General features: G+C 65.6%; 18 protein-coding genes. 11 read left to right on the top strand and 7 right to left on the bottom strand.

Annotation, left to right across the window (positions count from 1 at the left end; translation table 11 throughout):
* Positions 1-11: 11 nt before the first annotated feature.
* Positions 12-1406 carry a lytic murein transglycosylase gene (locus QX048_RS01660; protein ID WP_316191669.1) on the bottom strand — a complete coding sequence of 465 codons (1395 nt, stop codon included), beginning with the start codon at positions 1404-1406 and terminating at the stop codon, positions 12-14.
* A gap of 218 nt (positions 1407-1624) precedes the next feature.
* Here QX048_RS01660 and galU point away from each other — a divergent pair, with 218 nt between their 5' ends.
* Positions 1625-2506: a UTP--glucose-1-phosphate uridylyltransferase GalU gene (gene galU / locus QX048_RS01665; protein ID WP_315713878.1), complete on the top strand. Its 882-nt coding sequence runs from the start codon at positions 1625-1627 to the stop codon at positions 2504-2506.
* Between the two features lie 46 nt (positions 2507-2552).
* On the opposite strand, the gene QX048_RS01670 is transcribed toward galU, so the two are convergent.
* Positions 2553-4061 (bottom strand): sensor domain-containing diguanylate cyclase, encoded by a 1509-nt coding sequence (locus QX048_RS01670; protein WP_315713879.1) that lies wholly within the window; start codon positions 4059-4061, stop codon positions 2553-2555.
* Positions 4062-4204: 143 nt separating this feature from the next.
* Between QX048_RS01670 and QX048_RS01675 the strand changes: the two genes are divergently transcribed.
* From QX048_RS01675 to QX048_RS01705, 7 genes are all read left to right on the top strand, one after another.
* A complete protein-coding gene (locus QX048_RS01675) occupies positions 4205-4462 on the top strand; it encodes a hypothetical protein (protein WP_315713880.1) in 258 nt (85 codons plus the stop codon).
* A 256-nt stretch (positions 4463-4718) separates the two neighbouring features.
* A complete protein-coding gene (locus tag QX048_RS35190) occupies positions 4719-4880 on the top strand; it encodes a hypothetical protein (RefSeq protein WP_410052449.1) in 162 nt (53 codons plus the stop codon).
* Between the two features lie 305 nt (positions 4881-5185).
* The gene (locus QX048_RS01685; protein ID WP_315713882.1) at positions 5186-6979 is read left to right on the top strand and encodes a peptide ABC transporter substrate-binding protein; all 1794 of its coding nucleotides are present in this window, start codon (positions 5186-5188) and stop codon (positions 6977-6979) included.
* Between the two features lie 43 nt (positions 6980-7022).
* Positions 7023-7982 carry an ABC transporter permease gene (locus tag QX048_RS01690; protein ID WP_316165784.1) on the top strand — a complete coding sequence of 320 codons (960 nt, stop codon included), beginning with the start codon at positions 7023-7025 and terminating at the stop codon, positions 7980-7982.
* Positions 7948-8889 (top strand): ABC transporter permease, encoded by a 942-nt coding sequence (locus QX048_RS01695; RefSeq protein WP_315826014.1) that lies wholly within the window; start codon positions 7948-7950, stop codon positions 8887-8889. Before QX048_RS01690 ends, QX048_RS01695 begins: the two co-directional genes overlap by 35 nt.
* Positions 8889-9887, top strand: coding sequence for an ABC transporter ATP-binding protein (locus QX048_RS01700; protein WP_315826015.1), 999 nt, complete (start codon positions 8889-8891; stop codon positions 9885-9887). The genes QX048_RS01695 and QX048_RS01700 overlap by 1 nt, the downstream gene beginning before the upstream one ends.
* Complete coding sequence (locus QX048_RS01705) at positions 9887-10885, top strand: dipeptide ABC transporter ATP-binding protein (RefSeq protein ID WP_315713886.1); 999 nt, start codon at positions 9887-9889, stop codon at positions 10883-10885. Before QX048_RS01700 ends, QX048_RS01705 begins: the two co-directional genes overlap by 1 nt.
* A gap of 16 nt (positions 10886-10901) precedes the next feature.
* Here QX048_RS01705 and QX048_RS01710 read toward each other — a convergent pair whose 3' ends face one another.
* The gene (locus QX048_RS01710) at positions 10902-12887 is read right to left on the bottom strand and encodes a cache domain-containing protein (protein WP_316191668.1); all 1986 of its coding nucleotides are present in this window, start codon (positions 12885-12887) and stop codon (positions 10902-10904) included.
* A 165-nt stretch (positions 12888-13052) separates the two neighbouring features.
* Complete coding sequence (locus tag QX048_RS01715; protein WP_316191667.1) at positions 13053-14909, bottom strand: feruloyl-CoA synthase; 1857 nt, start codon at positions 14907-14909, stop codon at positions 13053-13055.
* A 288-nt stretch (positions 14910-15197) separates the two neighbouring features.
* Between QX048_RS01715 and QX048_RS01720 the strand changes: the two genes are divergently transcribed.
* Positions 15198-15677, top strand: coding sequence for a MarR family winged helix-turn-helix transcriptional regulator (locus tag QX048_RS01720; protein ID WP_316169479.1), 480 nt, complete (start codon positions 15198-15200; stop codon positions 15675-15677).
* A gap of 163 nt (positions 15678-15840) precedes the next feature.
* Here the strand turns inward: QX048_RS01720 and QX048_RS01725 are convergent, their stop codons facing one another.
* Together QX048_RS01725 and QX048_RS01730 are read right to left on the bottom strand one after the other, a co-directional pair.
* The gene (locus QX048_RS01725) at positions 15841-18720 is read right to left on the bottom strand and encodes an EAL domain-containing protein (protein WP_315713890.1); all 2880 of its coding nucleotides are present in this window, start codon (positions 18718-18720) and stop codon (positions 15841-15843) included.
* 169 nt (positions 18721-18889) lie between these two features.
* Positions 18890-19888: an NAD(P)H-quinone oxidoreductase gene (locus QX048_RS01730; protein ID WP_315713891.1), complete on the bottom strand. Its 999-nt coding sequence runs from the start codon at positions 19886-19888 to the stop codon at positions 18890-18892.
* Positions 19889-19975: 87 nt separating this feature from the next.
* Between QX048_RS01730 and QX048_RS01735 the strand changes: the two genes are divergently transcribed.
* Both QX048_RS01735 and QX048_RS01740 read left to right on the top strand, forming a co-directional pair.
* Positions 19976-20167, top strand: coding sequence for a DUF1192 domain-containing protein (locus tag QX048_RS01735; RefSeq protein ID WP_315713892.1), 192 nt, complete (start codon positions 19976-19978; stop codon positions 20165-20167).
* A 613-nt stretch (positions 20168-20780) separates the two neighbouring features.
* Positions 20781-21293, top strand: coding sequence for a DUF1465 family protein (locus tag QX048_RS01740; RefSeq protein ID WP_315713893.1), 513 nt, complete (start codon positions 20781-20783; stop codon positions 21291-21293).
* A 157-nt stretch (positions 21294-21450) separates the two neighbouring features.
* On the opposite strand, the gene rpmE is transcribed toward QX048_RS01740, so the two are convergent.
* Positions 21451-21678 carry a 50S ribosomal protein L31 gene (rpmE, locus tag QX048_RS01745; RefSeq protein WP_012046762.1) on the bottom strand — a complete coding sequence of 76 codons (228 nt, stop codon included), beginning with the start codon at positions 21676-21678 and terminating at the stop codon, positions 21451-21453.
* Positions 21679-21814: the final 136 nt, after the last annotated feature.

Raw genomic sequence — 21814 nt, forward strand, 5'->3', positions numbered from 1 at the left:
TGGGGCTGCGATCAGCGCGTCCGCAGCCGTTCGAGCACATCCGAGGTGGCAAATCCGTCCGCCGGCGCCCCGATCGAGGCCTGGAAGTTCCGCAGCGCCTCGCGCGTCTGGCCGCCGAACTGGCCGTCCGGCGTTCCGCGGTAAAATCCGCGCTCGGCGAGCAATTGCTGCAGCTCGAGCCGCTCGCCGCGCGACAGCGTTCGCTCCTCGCGCGGCCAGGCCTGAACGAACGGCGGTGCACCGCGGAGGCGGTCGGCGAAGTGTCCGATCGCCAGCGCATAGGCTTCCGCAGGGTTGTATTTCATGATGACGCGGAAGTTCTGCAGCATCAGGAAGCCGGGGCCCTGGGCGCCGGCCGGCGCCAGCAGATAGGCCTTTTCGGCGCCAGTCGGGAACGGCTGACCGTTGGCCCGCCGCAGGCCGAGCTGTTCCCACTGGGCGAAGCTCATGCTCTTGGCGCGGTCGGCGAGCATGTAGTTGAAGCCCTGGGGCACCACGACCTCGTAGCCCCAGCTCTGGCCGCTCTGCCAGCCGTCCTTCTTCAGATTGTTGGCGGTGGAGGCGATCAGGTCGGCCGGATTGTCGACGACGTCGCGGCGGCCGTCACCATCGGCATCGACGGCGAAGCGCTTGAACGCGGTCGGCATGAACTGGGTCGGGCCGAAGGCGCCTGCCCAGGAGCCGCGCAACTGCTCGGGGCGCAAATCGCCGCGATTGAGGATTTCCAGGGCGGAGAGGAACTCATCCTTGAAATAGGCCTGGCGGCGGCCGATGCAGGCGAGCGTCGCGGTCGACTGCAGCACGCTACGGTCGCCGATCTGGGTCGAGTAGTTGGACTCGATGCCCCAGATCGAAGCGACGATGTAGCGGTCGACGCCATAGGTACGCTCGGCCGCATCGAACTGCGGCTTGTACTTCGCCAGCACCTCGCGGCCCTTCGCCAGCCGGTTGTCGTTCACCAGGATGTCGAGATAGTCCCAGATCGATTTGGTGAATTCGGGCTGCGCGTCGAGCAGGTCCATGATGCGCAGGTCCGGCGACAGGCCGGCGGTAAAGCGCTGGAAATTGTCCTGCGTGATGTTGCGTCGTGCGGCATCTGGCCACATGCCGGCGACGCAATTGTCGAAATTGCCGGCGGCTTCGCGGATCGCCGCCGCCGTCATCAGCGGATGGCCGGAGGCGCCGTCCTGGCCGCTCCACGGCTGCGGCCCGCCGGCGGCAGGGGGCTGGTTGGGGACGGGGTCGCCCTTCGTCAGGGTGCCCGTGAACAGGCCGTCGAGAAAGTTCAGCGGCCCGCCTGAGGATTGCGCGACAGCGGAACCAGACACCACCGTCAACGCCGTGACCAGAAACGCCGCGCCAGCACCGGCCTTCAGAGCTGTCAGCATCACGTTCCGTCGCATCATGTCTCGATCCAGATCGCATGGAAGATCGGCCTCCACGAGGCCCGGTCCTGCTTAACGGGAGATTAACAAGGTTAACGATTTCCGCAGCGAAATTTAGCCGTTCGGTCCGTGTCGAGCGGAACACTGGACCAACATCCGCCTTTGTTCTCGGCTGCAAACGAGCTACCTAAAATGCGATCGATTTCGCATTCATATCGCCACAAGGTCTAGTCATCCCCATGAAGATCCGCAAAGCCGTTTTTCCGGTCGCCGGTCTCGGCACCCGCGTCCTGCCCGCCACCAAGGCGATGCCGAAGGAAATGCTGACGATCGTCGACAAGCCGCTCATCCAATACGTCTTCGACGAAGCCAAGGAGGCGGGCATCGAGCATTTCGTGTTCGTGACCGGGCGAAACAAGACCGCGATCGAGGATCATTTCGACCGCATGTACGAGCTCGACGCGACGCTCGCGGCGCGCGGCAAGAAGACCGAGATGGAAATCCTCGCGCGCGACCAGCCGGAGGCCGGCGCGGTCAGCTTCACCCGCCAGCAGGCGCCGCTCGGGCTCGGCCATGCCGTGTGGTGCGCGCGCGACATCGTCGGTGACGAGCCGTTCGCGGTGGTGCTGCCCGACGAGCTGGTGCTGAACGCGCCGGGGTGCCTGGCGCAGATGATTGCTGCCGCCAGCAAGCTGCCGGAAAAGAGCAACGTGCTCGCCGTGCAGGAGGTGCCGGCCGATCAGACCCATCAATACGGCATCTGCGGCGTCGGCAAGCGCGACGGCAAGATGTTCGAGGTCGACGGCATGGTCGAGAAGCCGGCCAAGGGCACCGCGCCGTCGAACTTCTCGATCACCGGGCGCTACATCCTGCAGCCGGAGATCTTCCAGATCCTCGCGACGCAGGAGCGCGGCGCCGGCGGCGAGATCCAGCTCACCGACGCGATGATCGGTCTGTCGAAGACGCAGAAATTCTACGGCGTGGACTTCGACGGCGAGCGGCATGATTGCGGCTCGAAGTCCGGCTTCCTGAGGGCCAACATCGCCTTCGCCATGGCGCGAGCCGACCTGCGCGATGGCCTGCGCGCGGACATGAAGCGCTATCTCGAAGGCAAGGGCTGAGGCCAAGCCGGCGCGAAATGCCGCGCCTTCGAGGCGGTTGGCGGCATCACGCCGCCAGCGAAGCCGCGGGTGACGGATGACGCACCGCTGCGCTGGCGCAGCGGTTACGGCCCGCGGCCTTGGCCATGTACAGGGCGCGGTCGGCGGCATTGAGCAGGCCGGTCCAGTCCGTGTCGCGCGACGGCGTGACGCTGGCGGCGCCGATGCTGATCGAGGTGGTGCACGCTTCTCCCGCCCACAGCTTGACCTTGCTGCGGATCGTCTCCGCGACGCGCAGCGCATCCGCTTCCGAGGTCCCCGGCAGCAGCACCGCGAACTCCTCGCCGCCATAACGCGCGGCGCAGTCGCCGGCGCGCCGCACCGAATCGGAGATGCACACGGCGATGCCGACCAGCACCTGATCGCCGGCCTGGTGCCCATGGGTGTCGTTGTAGCTCTTGAAGTGATCGGCATCGATCATCAGCAGCCCCAGCGGCGCGCCGGCGCGCTGCGCCCGCCGCCATTCGAGTTCGATGGTCTCGTCGAACTTGCGCCGATTCTTCAGGCCCGTCAGCGGATCCGTGGTCGCGAGCTGCTCCAGTCTGGATTCGACCTTCGCCCGGAGCTGGATCTCGCGCGCGGCGACCTGCGTCGCGGCCAGGACGAACACGATCAGCGCCAGCATCATCGCCCCGATCTCTGCAGCCTCATGGCGCCAGTATGCATAGACGCTGTCCCACGACTTGCTGGCGATCACGACCAGCGGCTCATTGGCATTGCGCCAGACCAGCAGCCGCGGCAGATCGTCCAGCGCGCCATAGCTGCTCGACCAGCCGGCCGGCTCGGTGAGCGCGCGGGTCACGGCCGGCGCCCGCGCCAGGTTGCGCCCGATCGCGCCGGTATCGAACGGCGCGCTGACGATGACGGTGCCGTCGCGCCGGAGCACGGTGATGTTGTCGCCCGCCCCGAGCGTGAGCCTTGCGAACAGGTCGCGGAAATAGCCGATGCGGATCGAGCCGGCGACGACGCCGGCGAAGCGTCCGTCCGGCGTCGAGATGCGGCGGCTGAGAACGATGGAATATTGGCCATGATGCTGAGCGGGCCGCCCGACATAGAGCCCGGTGTCGGGCCGGTCGCGATGCACCTGGAAGAAATCGGCGTCGCTGCGGTCCTCCGGCAGCGGGTCGAGCGTCGACGACTCGAGCGACAGCCGCCCGCGGGCATCAAAGACTTGGATGGTGCCGAAATTCTTCGCGGTGGACGAACGGTCGAACAGGATCAATTGGCGGACGTGCTTGCTGACCTCGTTGATTTCGGGCAGCAACATGTTGCTGGCCACCGCCCGCAGCGAGAGATCGTAGAGCTCGACGGTGCGGCTGATGTCGGCGCCGATGCTGGCGGCCATGTTCTCCAGCGCCTGCCGGGCGCGGACTTCCTCGCTCCGGCGCAGGTCGATCATGACGCTGGCGCAGATGGCGGAGAAACCGATGATGGTCGAGATGGAGCAGGTGATCAGCGTGCGCGCCGAGAGCCGCCAAGGCTGCGTCGCCCGGCCCGTTCGGCGTGTCCAGCGCATCGGATCGTCCCGTCCCCCGTGGAGTCCCGTCCGTAGACTGACGGATAAAGCCGAAGTAACGCATGTTAGGTTAACGAGTCGTTGCGTTCGCCGCGCCTGTCGTCAAGGCGGCCGCACACGCGCTGGTACGATGGAGTCGAGACTTGCCGGACTATGATGCGCTTCGAGACTATCTCAAGCGGCAGACCCGCCCCGAACTGGTGCTCAGCCTCGACGAGATCGAGGAGCTGATCGGCGACGGCCTGCCGCGCGCCGCGCAGCGCGCCTCGTGGTGGGACAGCCTGCGAAGTCCGCAGGAGAAGATGCCGCAGCGCGAGGCCTGCCTGGCGGCAGGCTATGTCGCGACCCGGCTGCCCGATGGCAAGGGCGTCCGCTTCCGCAAGCTGAAGCCGGAGCGCTGAGCTGCATCCGTGTCCGCGGCACTGGAGCTGTGTCCTGATTTTCCGGCGGTGGTGCTTCGCGCTCAACGTCGACGAGGCGATCGAGGTTTTGGAGAACGCCGGCTGGAAGAAGGGCGCGAGCGGCGTTCGCGAGAGAAGGACGGCAAGCCGCTCGAGCTCGTCTTCCTGACCTCCACCAATGGGCCGCCGCAGGAGAACCAGGCGATCATCAAGCTGGCCGGCCAGAAGGCCGGCATCGAGTTCGAGCGAGTCGGTGGTGGGCTCGGCGTTCTTCTCCAGCGACGTCGCCAATTCCGACACCTACACGCACGTCTACTGCGACATGGAGATGCTGATGATCAACGATGGCGTCGCCGGGTCCGCGCGTCAGCGGCATCCGCAAAGGTTTGTCGAGCCATTCCTCGGAATGGGACAATGACCTCGGGCAGTTGCCGAACTGGTGTCGCGAGAGCTGAGCGCACATCGAGAGCGTTCATTCCGAAGCAGAACATTCCGGTGTGTGGCGACCGTCGCGAGCGACGTAGTTCCATTTTCCGGGATGTGACTCGCAGTCAATCTTTCCGCATCTGCGAAGTGCGACAATCGATCCGTTCTTTATTGCGGAATTGGCCCGGATTCTGCTTTGACAGTCGCTTCGAAGGCTGATCCAATTTTATGCAGTTCCCGATCGATCCAGGACGGGGACGCGTTTTTGGCATTCAGCACCACCTTTGGAGTCGATGGATGAACGAGCGTGACCTCCGTAGCCAGATCGCTGATGTCAAAGCAGGACGCCTGTCACGGCGCGAATTTGTGCAGCGGATGATTGCCGTGGGGCTGACCGCGCCGATGGCTGGCGCGATGCTCTCCTACTCAGGCGCCGCGGTCGCTGCTGATGCCATCCCCTACAAGCCGACCAAGGCCGGTGGCGGCGGTCCGCTCAAGCTGCTGCTCTGGCAGGCGCCGACGCTGCTCAATCCGCATTTCGCCATCGGCACCAAGGACCAGGAGGCCAGCCGCCTGTTCTACGAACCGCTGGCCGGATGGGACAAGGACGGCAATCTGGTGCCGATTCTCGCGGCCGAGATTCCGAGCAAGGAGAACGGCGGTCTTGCCGCCGACGGCATGTCGGTGACCTGGAAGCTGAAGAAGGGCGTCAAATGGCACGACGGCAAGCCGTTCACGGCCGACGACGTCATCTTCAACTGGGAATACGCCAACAACCCCGAGACCTCGGCGGTCTCGATCGGCAGCTACAAGAACGTCAAGTCGATCGAGAAGATCGACGATCTGACCGTGAAGCTGGTCTTTCCGCAGCCGACGCCGTTCTGGGCCGATGCCTTCGTCGCCTCGTTCGGCTGCATCATCCCCAAGCATCACTTTGCGGATTATATCGGGGCGAAGTCGCGCGAGGCGCCGGCGAACCTGAAGCCGGTCGGTACCGGTCCCTACATGTTCGTGGACTTCAAGCCGGGCGACACCGTCGCCGGCAAGCGCTTTCCGGACTATCACGTGCCGACGCAGCCCTATTTCGACACGGTCGAGATCAAGGGCGGCGGCGACGCGGTCTCCGCTGCGCGCGCAGTGCTGCAGACCGGTGAATACGATTACGCCTACAATCTGCAGGTCGAGGACGAGATCCTGACCAAGCTCGAGGCGGGCGGCCAGGGCAAGACCGAGCTGACGCTGACCGGCAACATCGAGTATATCGGCCTCAACGTCACCGATCCCAATGTCGAGGTCGACGGCGAGCGCGCCAGCCTGAAGACCAAGCACCCGCTGTTCTCCGATCCCGAGGTGCGCAAGGCGATCAATCTCCTGATCGACCGTGCGTCGGTGCAGAAGTTCATCTATGGACGCGCCGGCGTCGCGACGCCCAACTTTCTCAACAACCCCGAGCGCTTCCGCTCCAAGAACAATACTTTCGAGTTCTCGATCGAGAAGGCCAACCAGATCCTCGACGCCGCCGGCTGGAAGAAGGGCGCCTCCGGCATCCGCGAGAAGGACGGCAAGCCGCTCAAATTCGTGTTCCAGACCTCGATCAACGGCCCGCGCCAGAAGAACCAGGCGATCATCAAGCAGGCGTTCCAGAAGGCCGGCATCGAGGTCGAGCTGAAGTCGGTGGTCGCGTCGGTGTTCTTCTCCTCGGACGTCGCGAACCCCGACACCTACTCGCATTTCTACTGCGACATGCAGATGTATCAGACCACGATGCCGCAGGCGGATCCGCAGTTCTTCATGAACCAGTTCGTGTCCACCGAGGCCGCGACCAAGGAGAACAAGTGGCAGGGCCGCAACATCTGCCGCTGGCAGAACAAGGAGTATGACGAGACCTACATGCTGGCCCAGAGCGAGCTCGATCCGGTCAAGCGCGCCGCGCTGTTCATCAAGCTCAACGATCTCGTCGTGCGTGACAACTACGTCCTGCCGGAGATCAACCGGCTCAATGCGATCGGCGTGAAGAACGGCATGGTGCTGTACAAGAGCGGCTGGGACAACGATCTGGCGTTCATCGCCACCTGGTATCGGGCGAGCTGACGCGCGGCCAGCATGACCAGCCAGACATTGTAGGGGTGGAGCGATGGGAAACTATCTTCTCAGGCGCCTCATCGTCGCTGTGCCGAGCCTGCTCGGCATCAGTCTCATTCTATTCGTGCTGCTCGCGCTGGCACCGGGCGATCCATTCGGCGAGCTCGCGAGCAACCCGAACGTGCCGCCCGAGGTGCGCGAGGCGCTGCGCATCAAGTTCGGGATGAACGATCCCGTGCTGTTGCGCTATGTCCACTGGCTGGTCGCCATGTTCCAGGGCGACTGGGGCTTCTCCTTCGCCAGCCGCGTCAACGTCGACACGCTGATCCTGCAGCGGATACCGACCACGCTCTACGTGGTCGGCACCGCGCAGATCTTGGCGCTGGCGGTGGCGCTGCCGGTGGGCGTGCTCGCGGCGCGGCGGCCGTATTCGATCTTCGACCAGATCGCCAACACCTTCGCCTTCATCGGCTTCTCGCTGCCGACCTTCTTCACCGGCTTGCTGCTGATCCTGATCTTCAGCGTCAATCTCGGCTGGCTGCCGTTCGTCTATCGCGCCGACCTGCAGGCGACCGGCTGGCAATGGTGGTGGGAGAGCATCAAGCAGGCGATCATGCCGGTCATGGTGCTCGGCCTCTACCAGGCGGCGTCCTATACGCGCTATGTCCGTTCCGCCGTGCTCGACGTCATCAAGCTCGACTACGTCACGACCGCGCGTTCCAAGGGCCTCGACGAGGGCAAGGTGATCGTCAAGCACGTCGTGCGCAATGCGCTGATCCCGGTGGTGACGCTGGTCGCGCTGCAGATGCCGACGGTGTTCGGCGGCGCCATCGTCACCGAGCAGATCTTCCGCATTCCCGGCATCGGCTCGCTCCTGATCAGCGCGATCCTCGCCAACGATACGCCGGTCATCATGGCGGTGACCTTCGTGTTCGCCTGCCTCGTCGTCCTCTTCAACCTCATCGCAGACATTCTGTATGGCTGGCTTGACCCACGCATCTCCTTCCGTTGAGACGGTGCCGGTCGTCGCATCGCCCAAACGGCGTTTCTCGCCGGGCCGCGACGCGCTCCGCCGCTTCCTCCGTCACCGCCTCGCGGCGGCCAGCATCGTCGTGCTGCTGCTGCTCGCGCTCTCGATCCTGCTCGGCCCGTGGCTGTGGCGGATTCCGATCAACGAGATCGACTTCACGGCACGCCTCGCGCCGCCGTCCTGGGAGCACCCGTTCGGCACGGACGATCTCGGCCAGGATCTGCTGGCGCGCATGATCTATGGCGGCCGCATCTCGCTTGCGGTCGGCTTTGCCGCGATGGGCGTGGCGCTGTTCGTCGGCATTCTCGTCGGTGCGATCGCCGGCTCGGCCAAGGGACCGGTGGATGCCGCGCTGATGTGGCTGACCGATCTGTTTCTGTCGCTGCCGCAACTGCCGCTGCTGCTCCTGATCATCTATTTGTTCCGCGATTTCCTCAAAGGCTGGCTCGGCCCGGAAGGCGGCGTGTTCGTGCTCATCGTGCTCGTGATCGGCGGCTTCCGCTGGATGCATGTGGCGCGTCTGGTCCGCGCCCAGTTCCTGTCGCTGCGCGAGAAGGAATTCGTCGAGGCGGCGCGCGCGCTCGGCGCCTCCAACACCCGTCTCGTCGTTCGCCACATCCTGCCGAACGCGCTGGGGCCGGTGATCGTCGCCGGCACCATCGACGTCGCGGCCGCGATCATCGCGGAATCGACGTTGTCGTTCCTCGGTCTCGGCTTCCCGCCGGACATTCCGACCTGGGGCCGGCTGCTGTTCGACGCCAAGGACTATCTCGACATCGCGCCGCATTGGGCGCTGTTCGCCGGCGGCGCGATCTTCCTCACGGTCATCGCGATCAACTTCATCGGCGATGGCCTGCGCGATGCGCTCGATCCGCGGAAGGTGATGTGATGGACGCGCGCGTAGCTCCGCTGCTCGAGATCAAGGGGCTGAAGACCTATTTCAACACCGACGAGGGCGAGGTCCAGGCCGTCGACGGCGTCGACATCTCGATCGGCAGCGGCGAGACCCTGTGCGTGGTCGGCGAGTCCGGCTCCGGCAAGACCGTCACCGCGATGTCGGTGCTGAAGCTGATCGCGATGCCGCCCGGCCGCATCGCCGGGGGCCAGATCCTGTGGCAGGGCCGTGACCTGGTGCCGCTCGGCTCGTCCGAGATGAACAAGATCCGCGCCAGCGAGATCGCGATCGTGTTCCAGGAGCCGATGACCTCGCTCAACCCGGTCTACACCGTCGGCGATCAGATCGCCGAGGTGATCCGGTTGCACCAGGGCCTGTCCAACAAGGCGGCGATGGATCGGGCGGCCGAGATGCTGGCGCTGGTGCAGATCCCCAATCCGAAAGCCCGCGTTCACGACTATCCGCACCATTTCTCCGGCGGCATGCGCCAGCGCGTGATGATCGCGATGGCGCTGTCGTGCAATCCCAAGCTCTTGATCGCCGACGAGCCGACGACGGCGCTCGACGTCACGATCCAGGCGCAGATCCTCGATCTGCTGCTCGACATGAAGGAGCGGCTCGGCATGTCGATCATGCTGATCACCCACGCGATGGGCGTCGTGGCCGAGGTCGCGCAACGTGTCGTGGTGATGTATGCCGGCCGGGTCGCGGAGGAGGCGCCGGTCGAGCGGCTGTTCGCCAATCCGCGCCATCCCTATACGCAGGGCCTGATCCGCTCGATCCCGCGGATCGATCTCGACGCGGTCAGGAAGAGCCGGCTGGAAAGCATCCCCGGCAGCGTGCCGAAGCTGGTCAATCCGCCGGAGGGCTGCCGCTTCGCCTCTCGCTGCCGCTTCGCCATTCCCGATTGCAGGACCGCGCAGCCTCTGCTGCGCGAGATCGAGCCCGGCCACAAGGTGGCGTGCATCCGCGCCGAAGAGACGTTGCTGTGATGACCGAAGCTGCCATTGCCACCCCCGTCGTACCCGCGCCGCTGCTCAGCGTACGCAACCTGACCAAGGCGTTCCCGATCCGGGGCGGGCTCTTGAAGCGCCAGATCGGCAGCGTGCGGGCCGTGGACGGCGTCAACTTCGACATCGAGCCGAGCGAGACCTTCGGCCTCGTCGGCGAGTCCGGCTGCGGCAAATCGACCACCGGGCGCTGCGTCCTCCGGCTGATCGAGCCGAGCTCGGGCGAACTGAATTTCGAGGGCAAGGACGTCATCGCGCTGTCCGGCGAAAGCCTGCGCGCGCTTCGCCGCGACATCCAGATCATCTTCCAGGACCCCTATGCCTCGCTCAACCCGCGCATGACCATCGGCGCCATCATCGGCGAGGCGCTGACCATCCATGGGCTGGCGACCTCACGCCAGCAATACGAGGCGCGCATCGTTCATCTCCTGGAGACCGTCGGCCTGCAGGCCGACCACATGACGCGCTATCCGCACGAGTTCTCGGGCGGCCAGCGCCAGCGCATCGGCATCGCGCGGGCGATCGCGGTCGAGCCCAAGCTGATCATCTGCGACGAGCCGGTGTCGGCGCTCGATGTGTCGATCCAGGCCCAGGTCATCAACCTGCTCGAGGATCTGCAGCAGAAGTTCGGCATCGCCTATCTGTTCGTCGCCCACGACCTCTCGGTCGTCGAGCACATCAGCCGCCGCGTCGCGGTGATGTATCTTGGCCGCATCGTCGAGACCGCGCCGTCACGCCAGCTCTATTCGACGCCGAAACATCCCTACACCGAGGCGCTGCTGTCGGCGGTGCCGATCCCGGATCCGAGCGTCAAGCGCAAGCGCGTGCGGCTCAAGGGCGAGGTGCCGAGCCCGATCAATCCACCATCGGGCTGTCACTTTCATACCCGCTGCCCGATCGCCAAGGACGTCTGCAGCAAGGAAGTGCCGCCATTGAAGGCAAGCGCCGAGGGGCATCTCGTCGCCTGCCATTTCCGTTGAGGCGGAGATCGGCGCGTTACGCCGCCTGACGGTCCGAGACCAGCGCCGTCAGCCGCGCCGATTGCTCCGGGTTCAATGCGAACTGGACCAACGCGGTACGGTCGCCAACGCGGGTCACGGTCCCCGGCAGATCGGACACCATGCCGGTGATGGCAAGCGTCACCGACGTGTTCATCGTCAGACGAACCGGAACGGCTTCGAGCAGGGCGCCGCCGAGCGAGAGGTTGCGCACGGTGACAGGGATCGCTTCGCCGTTCACCTGCAGCGTGCCCGGGCGGTTGATGTTGAGCCGCGTCGACAGCCGGCGATCGACGTCGGCAGTCGACGTCCGGATCACCCGCACCAGTTCGGTGCGCAGCCGCTGCACCTTGTCGGCGACAACAGTCGAGCCGTCGCGGATGTCGGTCGAGCGCCGGCCGGCCTCGCTGGCTTCGCGAGAGACCTCGGCGATCTGGCTGGCGACCTCGCGCGCGGCGGCGGACGTCTCCTCGACCGTGCGCGAAATCTCGATGGTCACGCTGTTCTGCGCCTGGATCGCATCGGCAATGCCGGAGGATACGGCTTCGACGTTGCGGATGACTTCGCCGATCGCCCCGATCGAGGTGACCGAGGCGCGGGTCGAGTCCTGAATCTCGGCAATCTGCTGCGCGATCTCGCTGGTCGCCTTGGCGGTCTGCTCGGCGAGCGATTTCACCTCGGAGGCGACGACCGCAAAGCCGCGGCCTGCATCGCCGGCCCGGGCGGCCTCGATGGTGGCGTTCAGCGCCAGCAGGTTGGTCTGGCCGGCAATCTCGCTGATCAGGCTGGTCACGGCGCCGACCTTGTCGGCGGCTTCCGACAGCTTCGCGATGGTGGCCTGGGCGTCGGACGAGGCGGCAACGGCCTTGCGCGTGAGCTCGCGCGACGAGCTGACCTGGCTGGAGATCTGCGAGATCGAGGCGGCGAGCTGGGCCGACGCCTTGGCGACCGTCTGGGTGGTGGCGAGGGCCTGCTCGGCCGCCGCCGCAACGCTGCTCGAGTTGCGCTCCAGCGTCAGCGCACTGTCGGTCATCGACTTGGCATTGTCGGCCATGTGGCCGGTTCCCTGCGCGACCTCGCCGACCGCGCTGCTGGCGGCCTGCTCGACGGCTTCGGCCATCTCCTGCAGCGCCTTGGTCTTGATGCGCTCTGCGACCTGGCGCTGCTCGTCTTCGAGCATCGCGGTCTGCCGCGCCTTCTCCTCGGTCTTCTGCCTGAACTGCTCGATCGAGCGCGCCATGTCGCCGAGCTCGTCGCTGCGGTTCTGGCCCGGCAGCTTGATGTCGAAGTTTCCATTGCCGAGCTCGGTCAGCGCGCCGCTCATCGCGGCCAGCGCCGACGACATCCGCCGCGCGATGATCAGCGTGATCGATCCGATGATCAGCATCACCAGCATGGCGGCAATGAACACGCTGCGCTTGCTTTCCCACATCTGGGCTTCGAGATCGTCGACATAGACGCCGGTGCCGACGATCCAGCCCCAGGGCTCGAAGCCGGCGACATAGGACATCTTCGGCTGTGGCGCATCCTTGCCGGGCTTCGGCCACATGTAGTCGACGACGCCGGCGCCCTGGCGCTTGACGACGTCGACCATTTCGACGAACAGCCGCTTTCCGGTCGGGTCCTTGTTGTCAGCGAGGTTCTGACCATTCAGCTCCGGCTTGATCGGATGCATGACCATCTTCGGACCCATGTCGTTGATCCAGAAGTAGTCACCGCTGCCGTAGCGCAGCTTGCCGATCCGCTCGGCCGCCTTCTTCTGCGCGACCTCGGGCGCCACCTTGTCGCGCGCGATCGCATCATATTCCTCGCGGGCGATGCTGACTGCCGTCTGCGCCAGATGGCTCAGCTCGCTCTGCCGCTGATCCTTGAGAGCGGTCTCGAGGTTCTGGCTCTGCGTTGCGGCGAGCCCCACCAGTCCACAGAACGACAGGCCGATGATCGCGTAGATGCGGAAGGCGAGAGAGAAACGCGGCTGAGCCATGGGGCGGTCCGGGCAAATGAGGGAGCTAGATGCGAGTGATTTTAAGGATTCGCAGTTGATGCCCGGTTAAGTGTGGATGGTAACCAATTGCCGCACTCGCGAGGCGTTCCCGTAGTAGTACGGGCGCCGTCTTGTGAGTGAGTTGAGTAGTTGCGTAGTTCTGGGTCAGGACATGTCGGGCCTGATCAGCTCGGTCGCGGTTTCATCCTTCAGTCGTGCGACCAGATCGGCGCGGCGGGTGAGCACTGCGCGCTGGTTGATATAGCCCTTGTCAGTGATCTCGCCGGCATCGAGCAAGGGCGGCTCCGCCATCAACAGCGCACGGGTCGCATAGCGCGACGAGCCGACCGCCTCGGTGCGGAGCCTGGCCAATCCTCGCGCGATGGCGGTGCGCACCGATGGATGCGCCAGAACGTCGCCGGCCGGGACGGCCTCGGTCATCCCGGCAGCGCCGCGGCACGCTGCGATGTTGGGCACGATGAGAAAGTGCACCTCGTCGGTGCCGTGGCCGGCGATCACGATGTCCTGCGCCAACGGCGCCAGCGCCGCGATGCCGGCGACGCGCAGCGCGCCGACGTTCACCCATGTCCCGGAGCTGAGCTTGAAATCCTCGGTGATGCGGCCGTCGAAGAACAGGCCGCGCTCCGGATGCTCGGGATCTGCAAGCTTCACGGCGTCGCCGATCTTGTAGAAGCCCTCCTCGTCGAAAGCCGCGGCCGTGAGTTCGGGCGCCTTCCAATAGCCCGGCATCACGTTCGGCCCGCGCACGCGCACCTCGAGCTTCTCGCCGGTCGGCACCAGCTTGAGCTCTGTGCCGGGGATGGGCACGCCGATGTTGCCGGCGCGCTCGGCGAAGAAGTGGCAGTCGGTCGCGAGCGGCGATGTCTCGGTGGCGCCCCACGCCGACACCAGCGGTGCAGGGCGGCCGATCGTGGCCCGGCTCATCTCGTTGAGCGCATCCCACAGATTTTGCGGCAAGGCCGCGGCCGCATAGAGGATGCACCTGACGCCGGAGAAAAATCTGCGGCGCAGATCGTCGTCGGACCTGAGTGCCGCGACCAGCATGTCGAAGCCGCGCGGCACGTTGAAATAGATCGTCGGCACCAGGCTGCGTAGATTGGCGAGCGACGTCTCGAACAGGCCCGGCGCAGGCTTGCCGCCGTCGATGTAGATCGATCCGCCGTGGCTCAGCACCAGGTTGAAATTGTGGTTGGCGCCGAAGGTGTGACTCCATGGCAGCCAGTCGACGATGACGGGGCCGCCCTCGACCTCGCGCAGGAACATCCACAACTGCGCCTTGGCCTGCTGGCTCATGGTCAGCATCCGGTGCGTGTTGATCACCGCTTTCGGCTGCCCGGTCGAGCCGGAGGTGAACAGCAGCTTGGCCACCGTGTCCGGCGTGACCGCGGCGAAGGCGCGGTCGACCTCCGGCCCGGGCTTTGTCGCGAGCAGGGCCTGCAGCGACAGCGCGCTCGTTGCATCGCCGTCGCCGGCGATGACCGTCGCCCGATGCAGGCCGTCGACAGCGGCGAGCGCGCGCGCGAACGGCTCGCGCTGCGCGACGAAGATGGCGCCGGGATCGAGCAGACGGATCATCGCACGCAGCTTCTCGTGGTCCGTCGACATCAGCGAATAGGCCGGGGAGATCGCGCAGACGGGGATGCCGACGTGCTGCGCGGCGAGCGCCAGCACGGCATGCGCGATGCTGTTGTCGGACAGGATCGCCAGCGGACGCTCGGGACCGAGGCCCTGCGCGAGCATCCAGGCCGCGGCGGCGCGGACCTGCATCAATGTTTCGCCGTAGGTGAGCCAGGTCCAGTTGTCGCCACGACGTTCGGCCAGGAACGTGCGATCCGGGAAATGGCGGCCCCAATGCTCCAGCCATTCGCCGGTGCAGCGCGCGGCCGGCTGCAGCGGCATGCGCGAGCGCAGGATGATCGCGCCGTCGTCGCGCCTGACAGCCTCGATCGACGGCTCGGCGAACATCGCAGGCTCGGAGGCGCGGCGTTCTGCATCAGCCATGGCGTGTCTCCGGGCTGCGGGAGGTGATCGCTGAAGCTGCAGTGCGGGAGGAACACGCTGCGCGGCGGGCGCCGCGATCGGGTGTAATGCGCCGCCGCATTGCGGTTGCAATGCAGGCAACCATCGCCATCGATGACGGCATGCGTTTCCCTCCCATGTTGTATTCGTTGACCGCGAGACTAACAGAATGGTTGTACTTTGCAATTATTGTGGATGTGACCGATTGGAGCGGCTTGCCCCTGCGACGGCATCGGTCTAGGCAGGGATGCCTCATGTCAGCGAGCCAGCATGCCCAAGAGCGCGAGCACCGGAGCGCAGCGAGACACAACCAGCCAGGATTCCGGGATCGGTCTCGGTGAGCTCGAGAACCATCTCGGCTATTTCGTCCGCCGCCTGCAGCACTGGATTTTCCGCGACGTCAACGCCGCGCTCGCGACGATCGACCTCGACGTCATCCTCTATTCGATCCTGGAGACGATCGCGGCCAATCCCGGCGCCGCGCAGATCGCGATCGCCGGCGCGCTGGGCATCGAGCGCGCGCGCATGGTCGCGCTGCTCGACGACCTTCAGCAGGCCGGCCTGATCGTGCGCGAGCGCTCCGAGCACGACCGCAGGGCCCATGCGCTCGGCCTGACGCCGCGTGGCCGCCTGATGCTCAAGAAGGCCAATGCACTGGTCGCCGCGCACGAGAAGCGGGTGGCACGCCGGCTCGGGGGCGACAATTATCGCCGCGCGCTCACGGCGCTGTCGCAGTTCGAGACGGACTAGGCTCGTCGCGAACGGGCCATGTCGCGAGCCTTCTGCCCCGCAAGCACGCATCGGTCATCACTCACACGGCACCCTTTACGCGGTACCGCGGTAACTCTACCTCAAACGAAGCAAAATGAAAGATGCATCCTGAGGCTGTTGCCATCCTCGATGCATTGCAGCCTCAGCTCGCCGCTTCCAGCCGCTCTTCCGTGAGAAGCCGCATCGCGGCGTCGGCGTCCATCGGCTCGCCGAAGGCGTAGCCCTGGGCGTATTCGCAGCCGAGCTGATAGAGCTCGACGGCATCGGAGTCGGTCTCCGCGCCTTCCGCCACCACGTCCATGCCGAGGTCGTGCGCCAGCGCGATGATCGATTTGAGGATGACGGGACGGGTGCCGCGCGCGGTGGTGCGCACGAACGACTGGTCGATCTTCAAGGTATCGAACGGGAAGCGCTGCAGATAGGCCAGCGAGGAATGGCCGGTGCCGAAATCGTCGATCGACAGGCCGACGCCGAGCTCGCGGATGCGCGCCAGCATCTGCGCGGCGTGCTCGGGGTTTTCCATCACCAGCGATTCCGTCAGCTCGATCTTGAGCGAGCCGCGCGCCACCGAAGAGCGCGCCAGCACCGAGCGGATGTCGTGGATCAGGTCGTGGCGCAGGAGCTGGCGGGAGGAGACGTTGACGCTGGCGAAGATCGGCTCGCGCAGCCGTGTCGCGCGCTGCCACACCGAGAGCTGCCGCGCCGTCTGGTCGAGCACGAAGGTGCCGAGATCGACGATCAGGCCGATCTCTTCCGCGATGGTGATGAACTCGATCGGCGACATCCGGCCGAGCTTCGGATGGTCCCAGCGTGCCAACGCCTCGAAGCCGGCGATCGAGCGATCCTCCAGCCGCACGATCGGCTGGTAAAGGATGGTGATCTCCTGGCGCTCGATCGAGCGGCGCAGCTCGCTCTCCAGGGTCAGGCGGTCGTTCTTGCGCGCGCGCATCGCCGGCTTGTAGACGTCGATGCGGTCGCCGCCGATGCGCTTGGAATGATACATCGCAAGCTCGGCATCCTTGATGATGTCCTCCGACAGCTGCGTCTGCGGATCGGACAAAGCGAGCCCGATCGAGGCGGTCAGGAAGATCTCGCGCTCGTTGAAGGCGATCGGCGCGCGGATGGTCTTGCGGATGGTCTCGGCGAAGGCGGTGATGCGGGCGGGGTCCTGCTCCGACAGCAGGATCAGGCCGAACTGATCGCCGGCCAGCCGCGCCAGCGTGTCCTGGGGTTTGAGGATGCGCGACAGCCGCCGCGCCAGGGTCAGCAGGATGGAATCGCCGACCGCGATGCCGACGGAGTCGTTGACCTGCTTGAAGCGGTCGAGATCGATCACCATCAGGGTCGGCCGCATGGCCGGCATCGACTTGGCGAAATTGGCGACGGCGGCAAGACGGTCGATGAACAGCTTGCGGTTGGGCAGGCCGGTCAGATTGTCGTGCACGCTGTCGTGGAGCAGGCGCTCCTCGGCATTCTTGAACTCGGTCACGTCCGTCAAGGTGCCGACCACGCGCGAGACCTCGCCGTCGGAGCCGACCACGGGGCGCGCCTTCAGCGCGAACCACATGAAATGACCGTCGGGCGTGCGCAGACGGAAGTCCTGCACCAGGCGACCGCGGCGCTGGTCGAGGACACTGTCGAGCGCGGCGCGGAAGCGGTCCTGATCGAGCGGATGCAGCACCTCGAGCCATTTCGCGGCCGGGCCTTCCAGCGTGCCGCGCTTCAGGCCGAGCAGGCTCTCGGTCTCCGGGCTGGTGAACACCTTGTCGGCGGAGACGTCCCAGTCCCAGATCAGGTCGCCGGAGCCAGCGAGCGCCAGTGCGCGGCGCTCGACGTCGGAGACGATGCCGGTGGTGGCGCCGCCGCCGGCGAAGGCGTGCTGCATCACGGTGAAGCCGATCAGCATCACGATCAGCACGAGGCCGCCGAGCAGCGCCGGGCCGACGATGTCGTTGGTGACCTGGCCCGCGACCGTCATGCCGGCGGCGGCGACCCACACCGTGAGCAGGAACCAGGTCGGGATCAGCAGCACCGCGCGGTCGAAGCCGTGGCTGGAGAGATAGACGATCAGCGCAAAGCCCAGCACGGCGATCAAGAGCAACGACATGCGCGCGATGCCCGAGGCCACCGCCGGGTCGAACAGCGCCACCGCGACCAGCGAGCCCAGGAAGAACAGCCAGCCCAGCGTGATGTGCGAGTAGCGAACGTGCCAGCGCGACAAATTGAGATAGGCGAACAGGAACACCAGCAGGGTCGCGGCGAGGATCGCCTCGCCCGCCGCGCGCCAGACGCGCTCGGCATTGTTCGACATGTCCAGGACCTTGCCCCAGAAGCCGAAATCGACGCCGATATAGACCAGCACCGCCCAGGCCAGCGCCGCGGCCGCCGGAAACATGATACTGCCCTTGACCACGAACAGGATCGTGAGAACGAGGGCGAGAAGACCGGAGATGCCGATCACGATGCCCTGGTACAGCGTGAACGAGTTGACCTTGTCCTTGTAGGCCTCGGGCTCCCACAGATAGAGCTGCGGCAGCTTGTCCGTGCGCAGCTCGGCCACGAAGGTGACGACCGAGCCCGGATCGAGGGTGACGCGGAAGACGTCGGCGGTCGGACTCTCCTGCCGCTCCGGCAGGTCGCCGACCGAGGGCGTGATGGTGGCGATGCGCGACAGGCCGAGATCGGGCCACAACACGCCGGAGCCGACCACGCGGTAGTGCGGTGCCACGATCAGGCGGTCGAGCTGGTCGTCGGTGTTGTTGGCCAGTGCGAACACGATCCAGTTCTGGCCGCCCTCGCGCGCCCGCACCTCGATGCGGCGGACGATGCCGTCGGTGCCGGGCGCGGTCGAGACCTGGATGCGGTCGTTCTCACTGCGCTGATGATCGAGGATGCCCGTGAGGTCGATCGCAGGCGCGTCGCTGCGAACGCTGACCGCGTCAACGGCCTGAGCGGGGGCAGCGGCACCACACATCACGAGGCCCAGCGCCGCCAACGACGCAAGGCACCTGATCAGACGCAATGTCAAATCTCCGCGTTCGACACCAATCCAAAGCGAAACAAGCCAAATCGAAAGAGGTCGTCGCCGGGCTAATTGGAGCCGTTCCAGGCACGGTTCAGATGTGCGCGATCATTGGCACGAAAGCGAGGAGAATCAAAGAGTTTCCAAACACGCTGTGTTTAGACTGCGCCTAGATTTCCAACACAATTTTGCCAATATGTTGGCTCGTCTCCATGCGTGCATGCGCTTTGGCTGCATCTGCGAGGGGAAAGGTCGAGTCCATCAATGGCTTGATGCGGCCCTCGCGCAGGAACGGCATCACCTTGGCCTCGATCGCCGCCACCATCGCCGCCTTGTCGGCGTTGCTGCGCGGGCGCAGCGTGGATCCGGTATGGGTCAGGCGCTTCACCATCAGCTTGACGAAATTGACTGACGCCTTGGGGCTGGCGAGGAAGGCGATCTGGACGATGCGGCCATCGGTGGCCGCGGCGTCGTAGTTGCGCTCGATGTAGTCGCCGCCGACCATGTCGAGGATGACGTTGGCGCCCTTGCCGCTGGTCGCTTCCTTGACCACGGCGACGAAGTCCTCCGTCTTGTAGTTGATGGCGCGGTCGGCGCCGAGCTTCACGCAGGCGTCGGCCTTGTCCTGCGAGCCGACGGTGACCAGCACCTTGGCGCCGAATGCCTTGCCGAGCTGGATCGCCATGGTGCCGATGCCGGAGGAGCCGCCATGCACCAGCAGGGTCTCGCCCGCCTTCAGGCCGCCGCGCTCGAACACGTTGTGCCAGACCGTCATCAGGGTCTCGGGCAGGGCGCCGGCTTCCAGGAGGGACAGCGCCGGCGGCACCGCCATCGCCTGCGCGTCTTGTGCGATGCAATATTGCGCATAGCCGCCGCCGGCGACCAGGGACATCACGGTGTCGCCGAGCTTGTGCCGGACGGCGCCCTCGCCGAGCGCCACGACCTCCCCGGCCACTTCCAGCCCCGGCAGGTCGCTGGCGCCGGGCGGCGGCGGATAGCTGCCGGAGCGCTGGGCGACATCGGGACGGTTAACGCCGGCGGCCTTCACCTTGATCAGGATCTCGCCGGGGCCGGGCTTGGGCACGGGCCGGGTTTCCGGCTTGAGCACCTCGGGTCCGCCCGGCTGGCTGATGGCGACCACGGTCATTTGCGCGGGCAGCTGTTCCATGAGAAATCCTTCGGCGAGGGCTGAAAGCGGGTGCTGCCGCGTGCTTAAGCCAGCCGGGGCATGGCTGGCAACCGGGAGGAGGGTGAGATGGCGAACGAGGACGACGATCGGCCGCGCAAGGCCGTTTCGCACGAGATCGGGCAGGATCTGTCGATGCTGTCGGTCGAGGAGCTGACCAGCCGGGTGGCGCTGCTCCGGGCCGAGATCGAGCGCATCGAGCAGGCGGTGGCGAAAAAGCGCGCCTCGCGTGATGCCGCCGCCAGCATCTTCAAGTCGTGAACCTCGCGGCCGTAGAAACGCGGTCGGCCAGTGGCCGACATGGCTAACGAAGATTGAAAAATTTTCGCCATTTACGGTTGATTAAGCTTTCGCGTTTACAACCGGAACCGTCCTCGTTTGGACACCGAGTGGCTCCTGTCCACTCTGTTTGACGCCTCCCTGTTATCAACTTCAAAGCCGCCGGAAACGGCGGCTCTTTTTTTGCGCCCGCGCCGAGCCGGGCGAACCGGGCGGTCGCCCGTGGCGCGCTCCCCCATGCGCAGGCGGCGATCGTGGAACGAACGTCGTGCCGGCTCATTGCGCCCGTGCCGGTCTTCGGTCGCCAGCAGGTCAGGCGCGAAAATCCTGTGCGCCGCGGCAGGCGTGACGATCCTCGTTCGACGACTGCAAACTATTGCCGTGATCATGGTTGCTAGTTGAGCTGATCGTGCGACTCGGCCGCGATCGGCCGTGTTGCAGTCGCAAATGGTACGAGGGCACGGCATGGCCCACGCCGTGGAAACCATAAAAGGCGTTGCTGCTGGACTCTCGAAACCGGCCGCGCAATGATTTGTTCATCATACCGGCGACGTTGCCGGGTTGCGTAAACAGTCGCGTTTAAGAGGCGTTAACCATGTCGGACCGTTTGCTGGGCGATGGCGCTCTGGTTCAGTTCAACGAGCGGCTCACCAATTCTGCTGCATTCGGCGCGCTGTTCCGGGAAGGCATGGATCTGGTCGAGGAGACCGCCGCCTATCTCGATGGCGACGGCCGCAACGAGGCCAAGGCGCTCGACCGCGCCGTCAGCCTGACCTACGCGACCGAGAGCATGCGTCTCACCACCCGCCTGATGCAACTGGCGTCCTGGCTGCTCCTGCACCGCGCGGTGAAGGAGGGCGAGATGACCCTGAGCCAGGCCAACCGCGAGAAGACCAAGGTCAAGCTCACCGCCGCAGATCCCGGGCCGGATGATCTGCTGGAGAAGCTGCCGCAGCAGCTGCAGAGCCTGATCTCGCGCTCGATGAGCCTGCAGGTGCGGGTCCGCCGGCTCGACTCGACCATTCATTCCCCGCCGCCGGACCAGAGCGCGATCGGCAATCCGCTGGTGCCGCATCTCAACCGGCTGAAGGCCGCGTTCGAGCAGTAGGCGCCGGCATCGGGCGGCCCCGCCGGGCCGCTCCCCCAGCCGAAGGTCTCGTTGCGACCAGCTCAGAAACAAAAACGCCCCCGTTTCCGGGGGCGTTTTGCTGTGAGCTCTCGATCAGGCGCAGGCCAGGAAGGCCGGTGCCGAGGGCAAGAAGGCATCAATCCTTCTTGAGGAAGCCCTGGAACTTCTTCTGGAAGCGCGAGACACGGCCGCCGCGATCCATGATCTGCTGGGTGCCACCGGTCCAGGCCGGGTGCGACTTGGGGTCGATGTCGAGGTTGAGCTTGTCGCCCTCTTTGCCCCAGGTCGAGCGGGTCTGGTACTCGGTGCCATCGGTCATCACGACCGTAATCGTATGATAATTCGGGTGAATGTCGGCTTTCATGGCTGATCCTACGGCACGATGCGAAGACATGATGCGACGCGGCCGCGCCTGATCCTGTCGTCACTGAAGGGGGACAATTGGCGGGCTCTATAGCCCAAGGTTCTGCCCAAAACAAGCCAAGGTCGCGGATGAACAC

It is taken from the genome of Bradyrhizobium sp. SZCCHNS30572 (assembly GCF_032484415.1).
In the GTDB taxonomy this organism is placed as follows: domain Bacteria; phylum Pseudomonadota; class Alphaproteobacteria; order Rhizobiales; family Xanthobacteraceae; genus Bradyrhizobium.

What these genes read in the sequence shown, in the direction of transcription:
- QX048_RS01660 (WP_316191669.1), bottom strand. Translation starts at nt 1,406, where the DNA reads ATGATGCGACGGAACGTGATGCTGACAGCTCTGAAGGCCGGTGCTGGC.
- galU (WP_315713878.1), top strand. Translation starts at nt 1,625, where the DNA reads ATGAAGATCCGCAAAGCCGTTTTTCCGGTCGCCGGTCTCGGCACCCGC.
- QX048_RS01670 (WP_315713879.1), bottom strand. Translation starts at nt 4,061, where the DNA reads ATGCGCTGGACACGCCGAACGGGCCGGGCGACGCAGCCTTGGCGGCTC.
- QX048_RS01685 (WP_315713882.1), top strand. Translation starts at nt 5,186, where the DNA reads ATGAACGAGCGTGACCTCCGTAGCCAGATCGCTGATGTCAAAGCAGGA.
- QX048_RS01690 (WP_316165784.1), top strand. Translation starts at nt 7,023, where the DNA reads ATGGGAAACTATCTTCTCAGGCGCCTCATCGTCGCTGTGCCGAGCCTG.
- QX048_RS01695 (WP_315826014.1), top strand. Translation starts at nt 7,948, where the DNA reads ATGGCTGGCTTGACCCACGCATCTCCTTCCGTTGAGACGGTGCCGGTC.
- QX048_RS01700 (WP_315826015.1), top strand. Translation starts at nt 8,889, where the DNA reads ATGGACGCGCGCGTAGCTCCGCTGCTCGAGATCAAGGGGCTGAAGACC.
- QX048_RS01705 (WP_315713886.1), top strand. Translation starts at nt 9,887, where the DNA reads ATGACCGAAGCTGCCATTGCCACCCCCGTCGTACCCGCGCCGCTGCTC.
- QX048_RS01710 (WP_316191668.1), bottom strand. Translation starts at nt 12,887, where the DNA reads ATGGCTCAGCCGCGTTTCTCTCTCGCCTTCCGCATCTACGCGATCATC.
- QX048_RS01715 (WP_316191667.1), bottom strand. Translation starts at nt 14,909, where the DNA reads ATGGCTGATGCAGAACGCCGCGCCTCCGAGCCTGCGATGTTCGCCGAG.
- QX048_RS01720 (WP_316169479.1), top strand. Translation starts at nt 15,198, where the DNA reads ATGCCCAAGAGCGCGAGCACCGGAGCGCAGCGAGACACAACCAGCCAG.
- QX048_RS01730 (WP_315713891.1), bottom strand. Translation starts at nt 19,888, where the DNA reads ATGGAACAGCTGCCCGCGCAAATGACCGTGGTCGCCATCAGCCAGCCG.
- QX048_RS01735 (WP_315713892.1), top strand. Translation starts at nt 19,976, where the DNA reads ATGGCGAACGAGGACGACGATCGGCCGCGCAAGGCCGTTTCGCACGAG.
- QX048_RS01740 (WP_315713893.1), top strand. Translation starts at nt 20,781, where the DNA reads ATGTCGGACCGTTTGCTGGGCGATGGCGCTCTGGTTCAGTTCAACGAG.
- rpmE (WP_012046762.1), bottom strand. Translation starts at nt 21,678, where the DNA reads ATGAAAGCCGACATTCACCCGAATTATCATACGATTACGGTCGTGATG.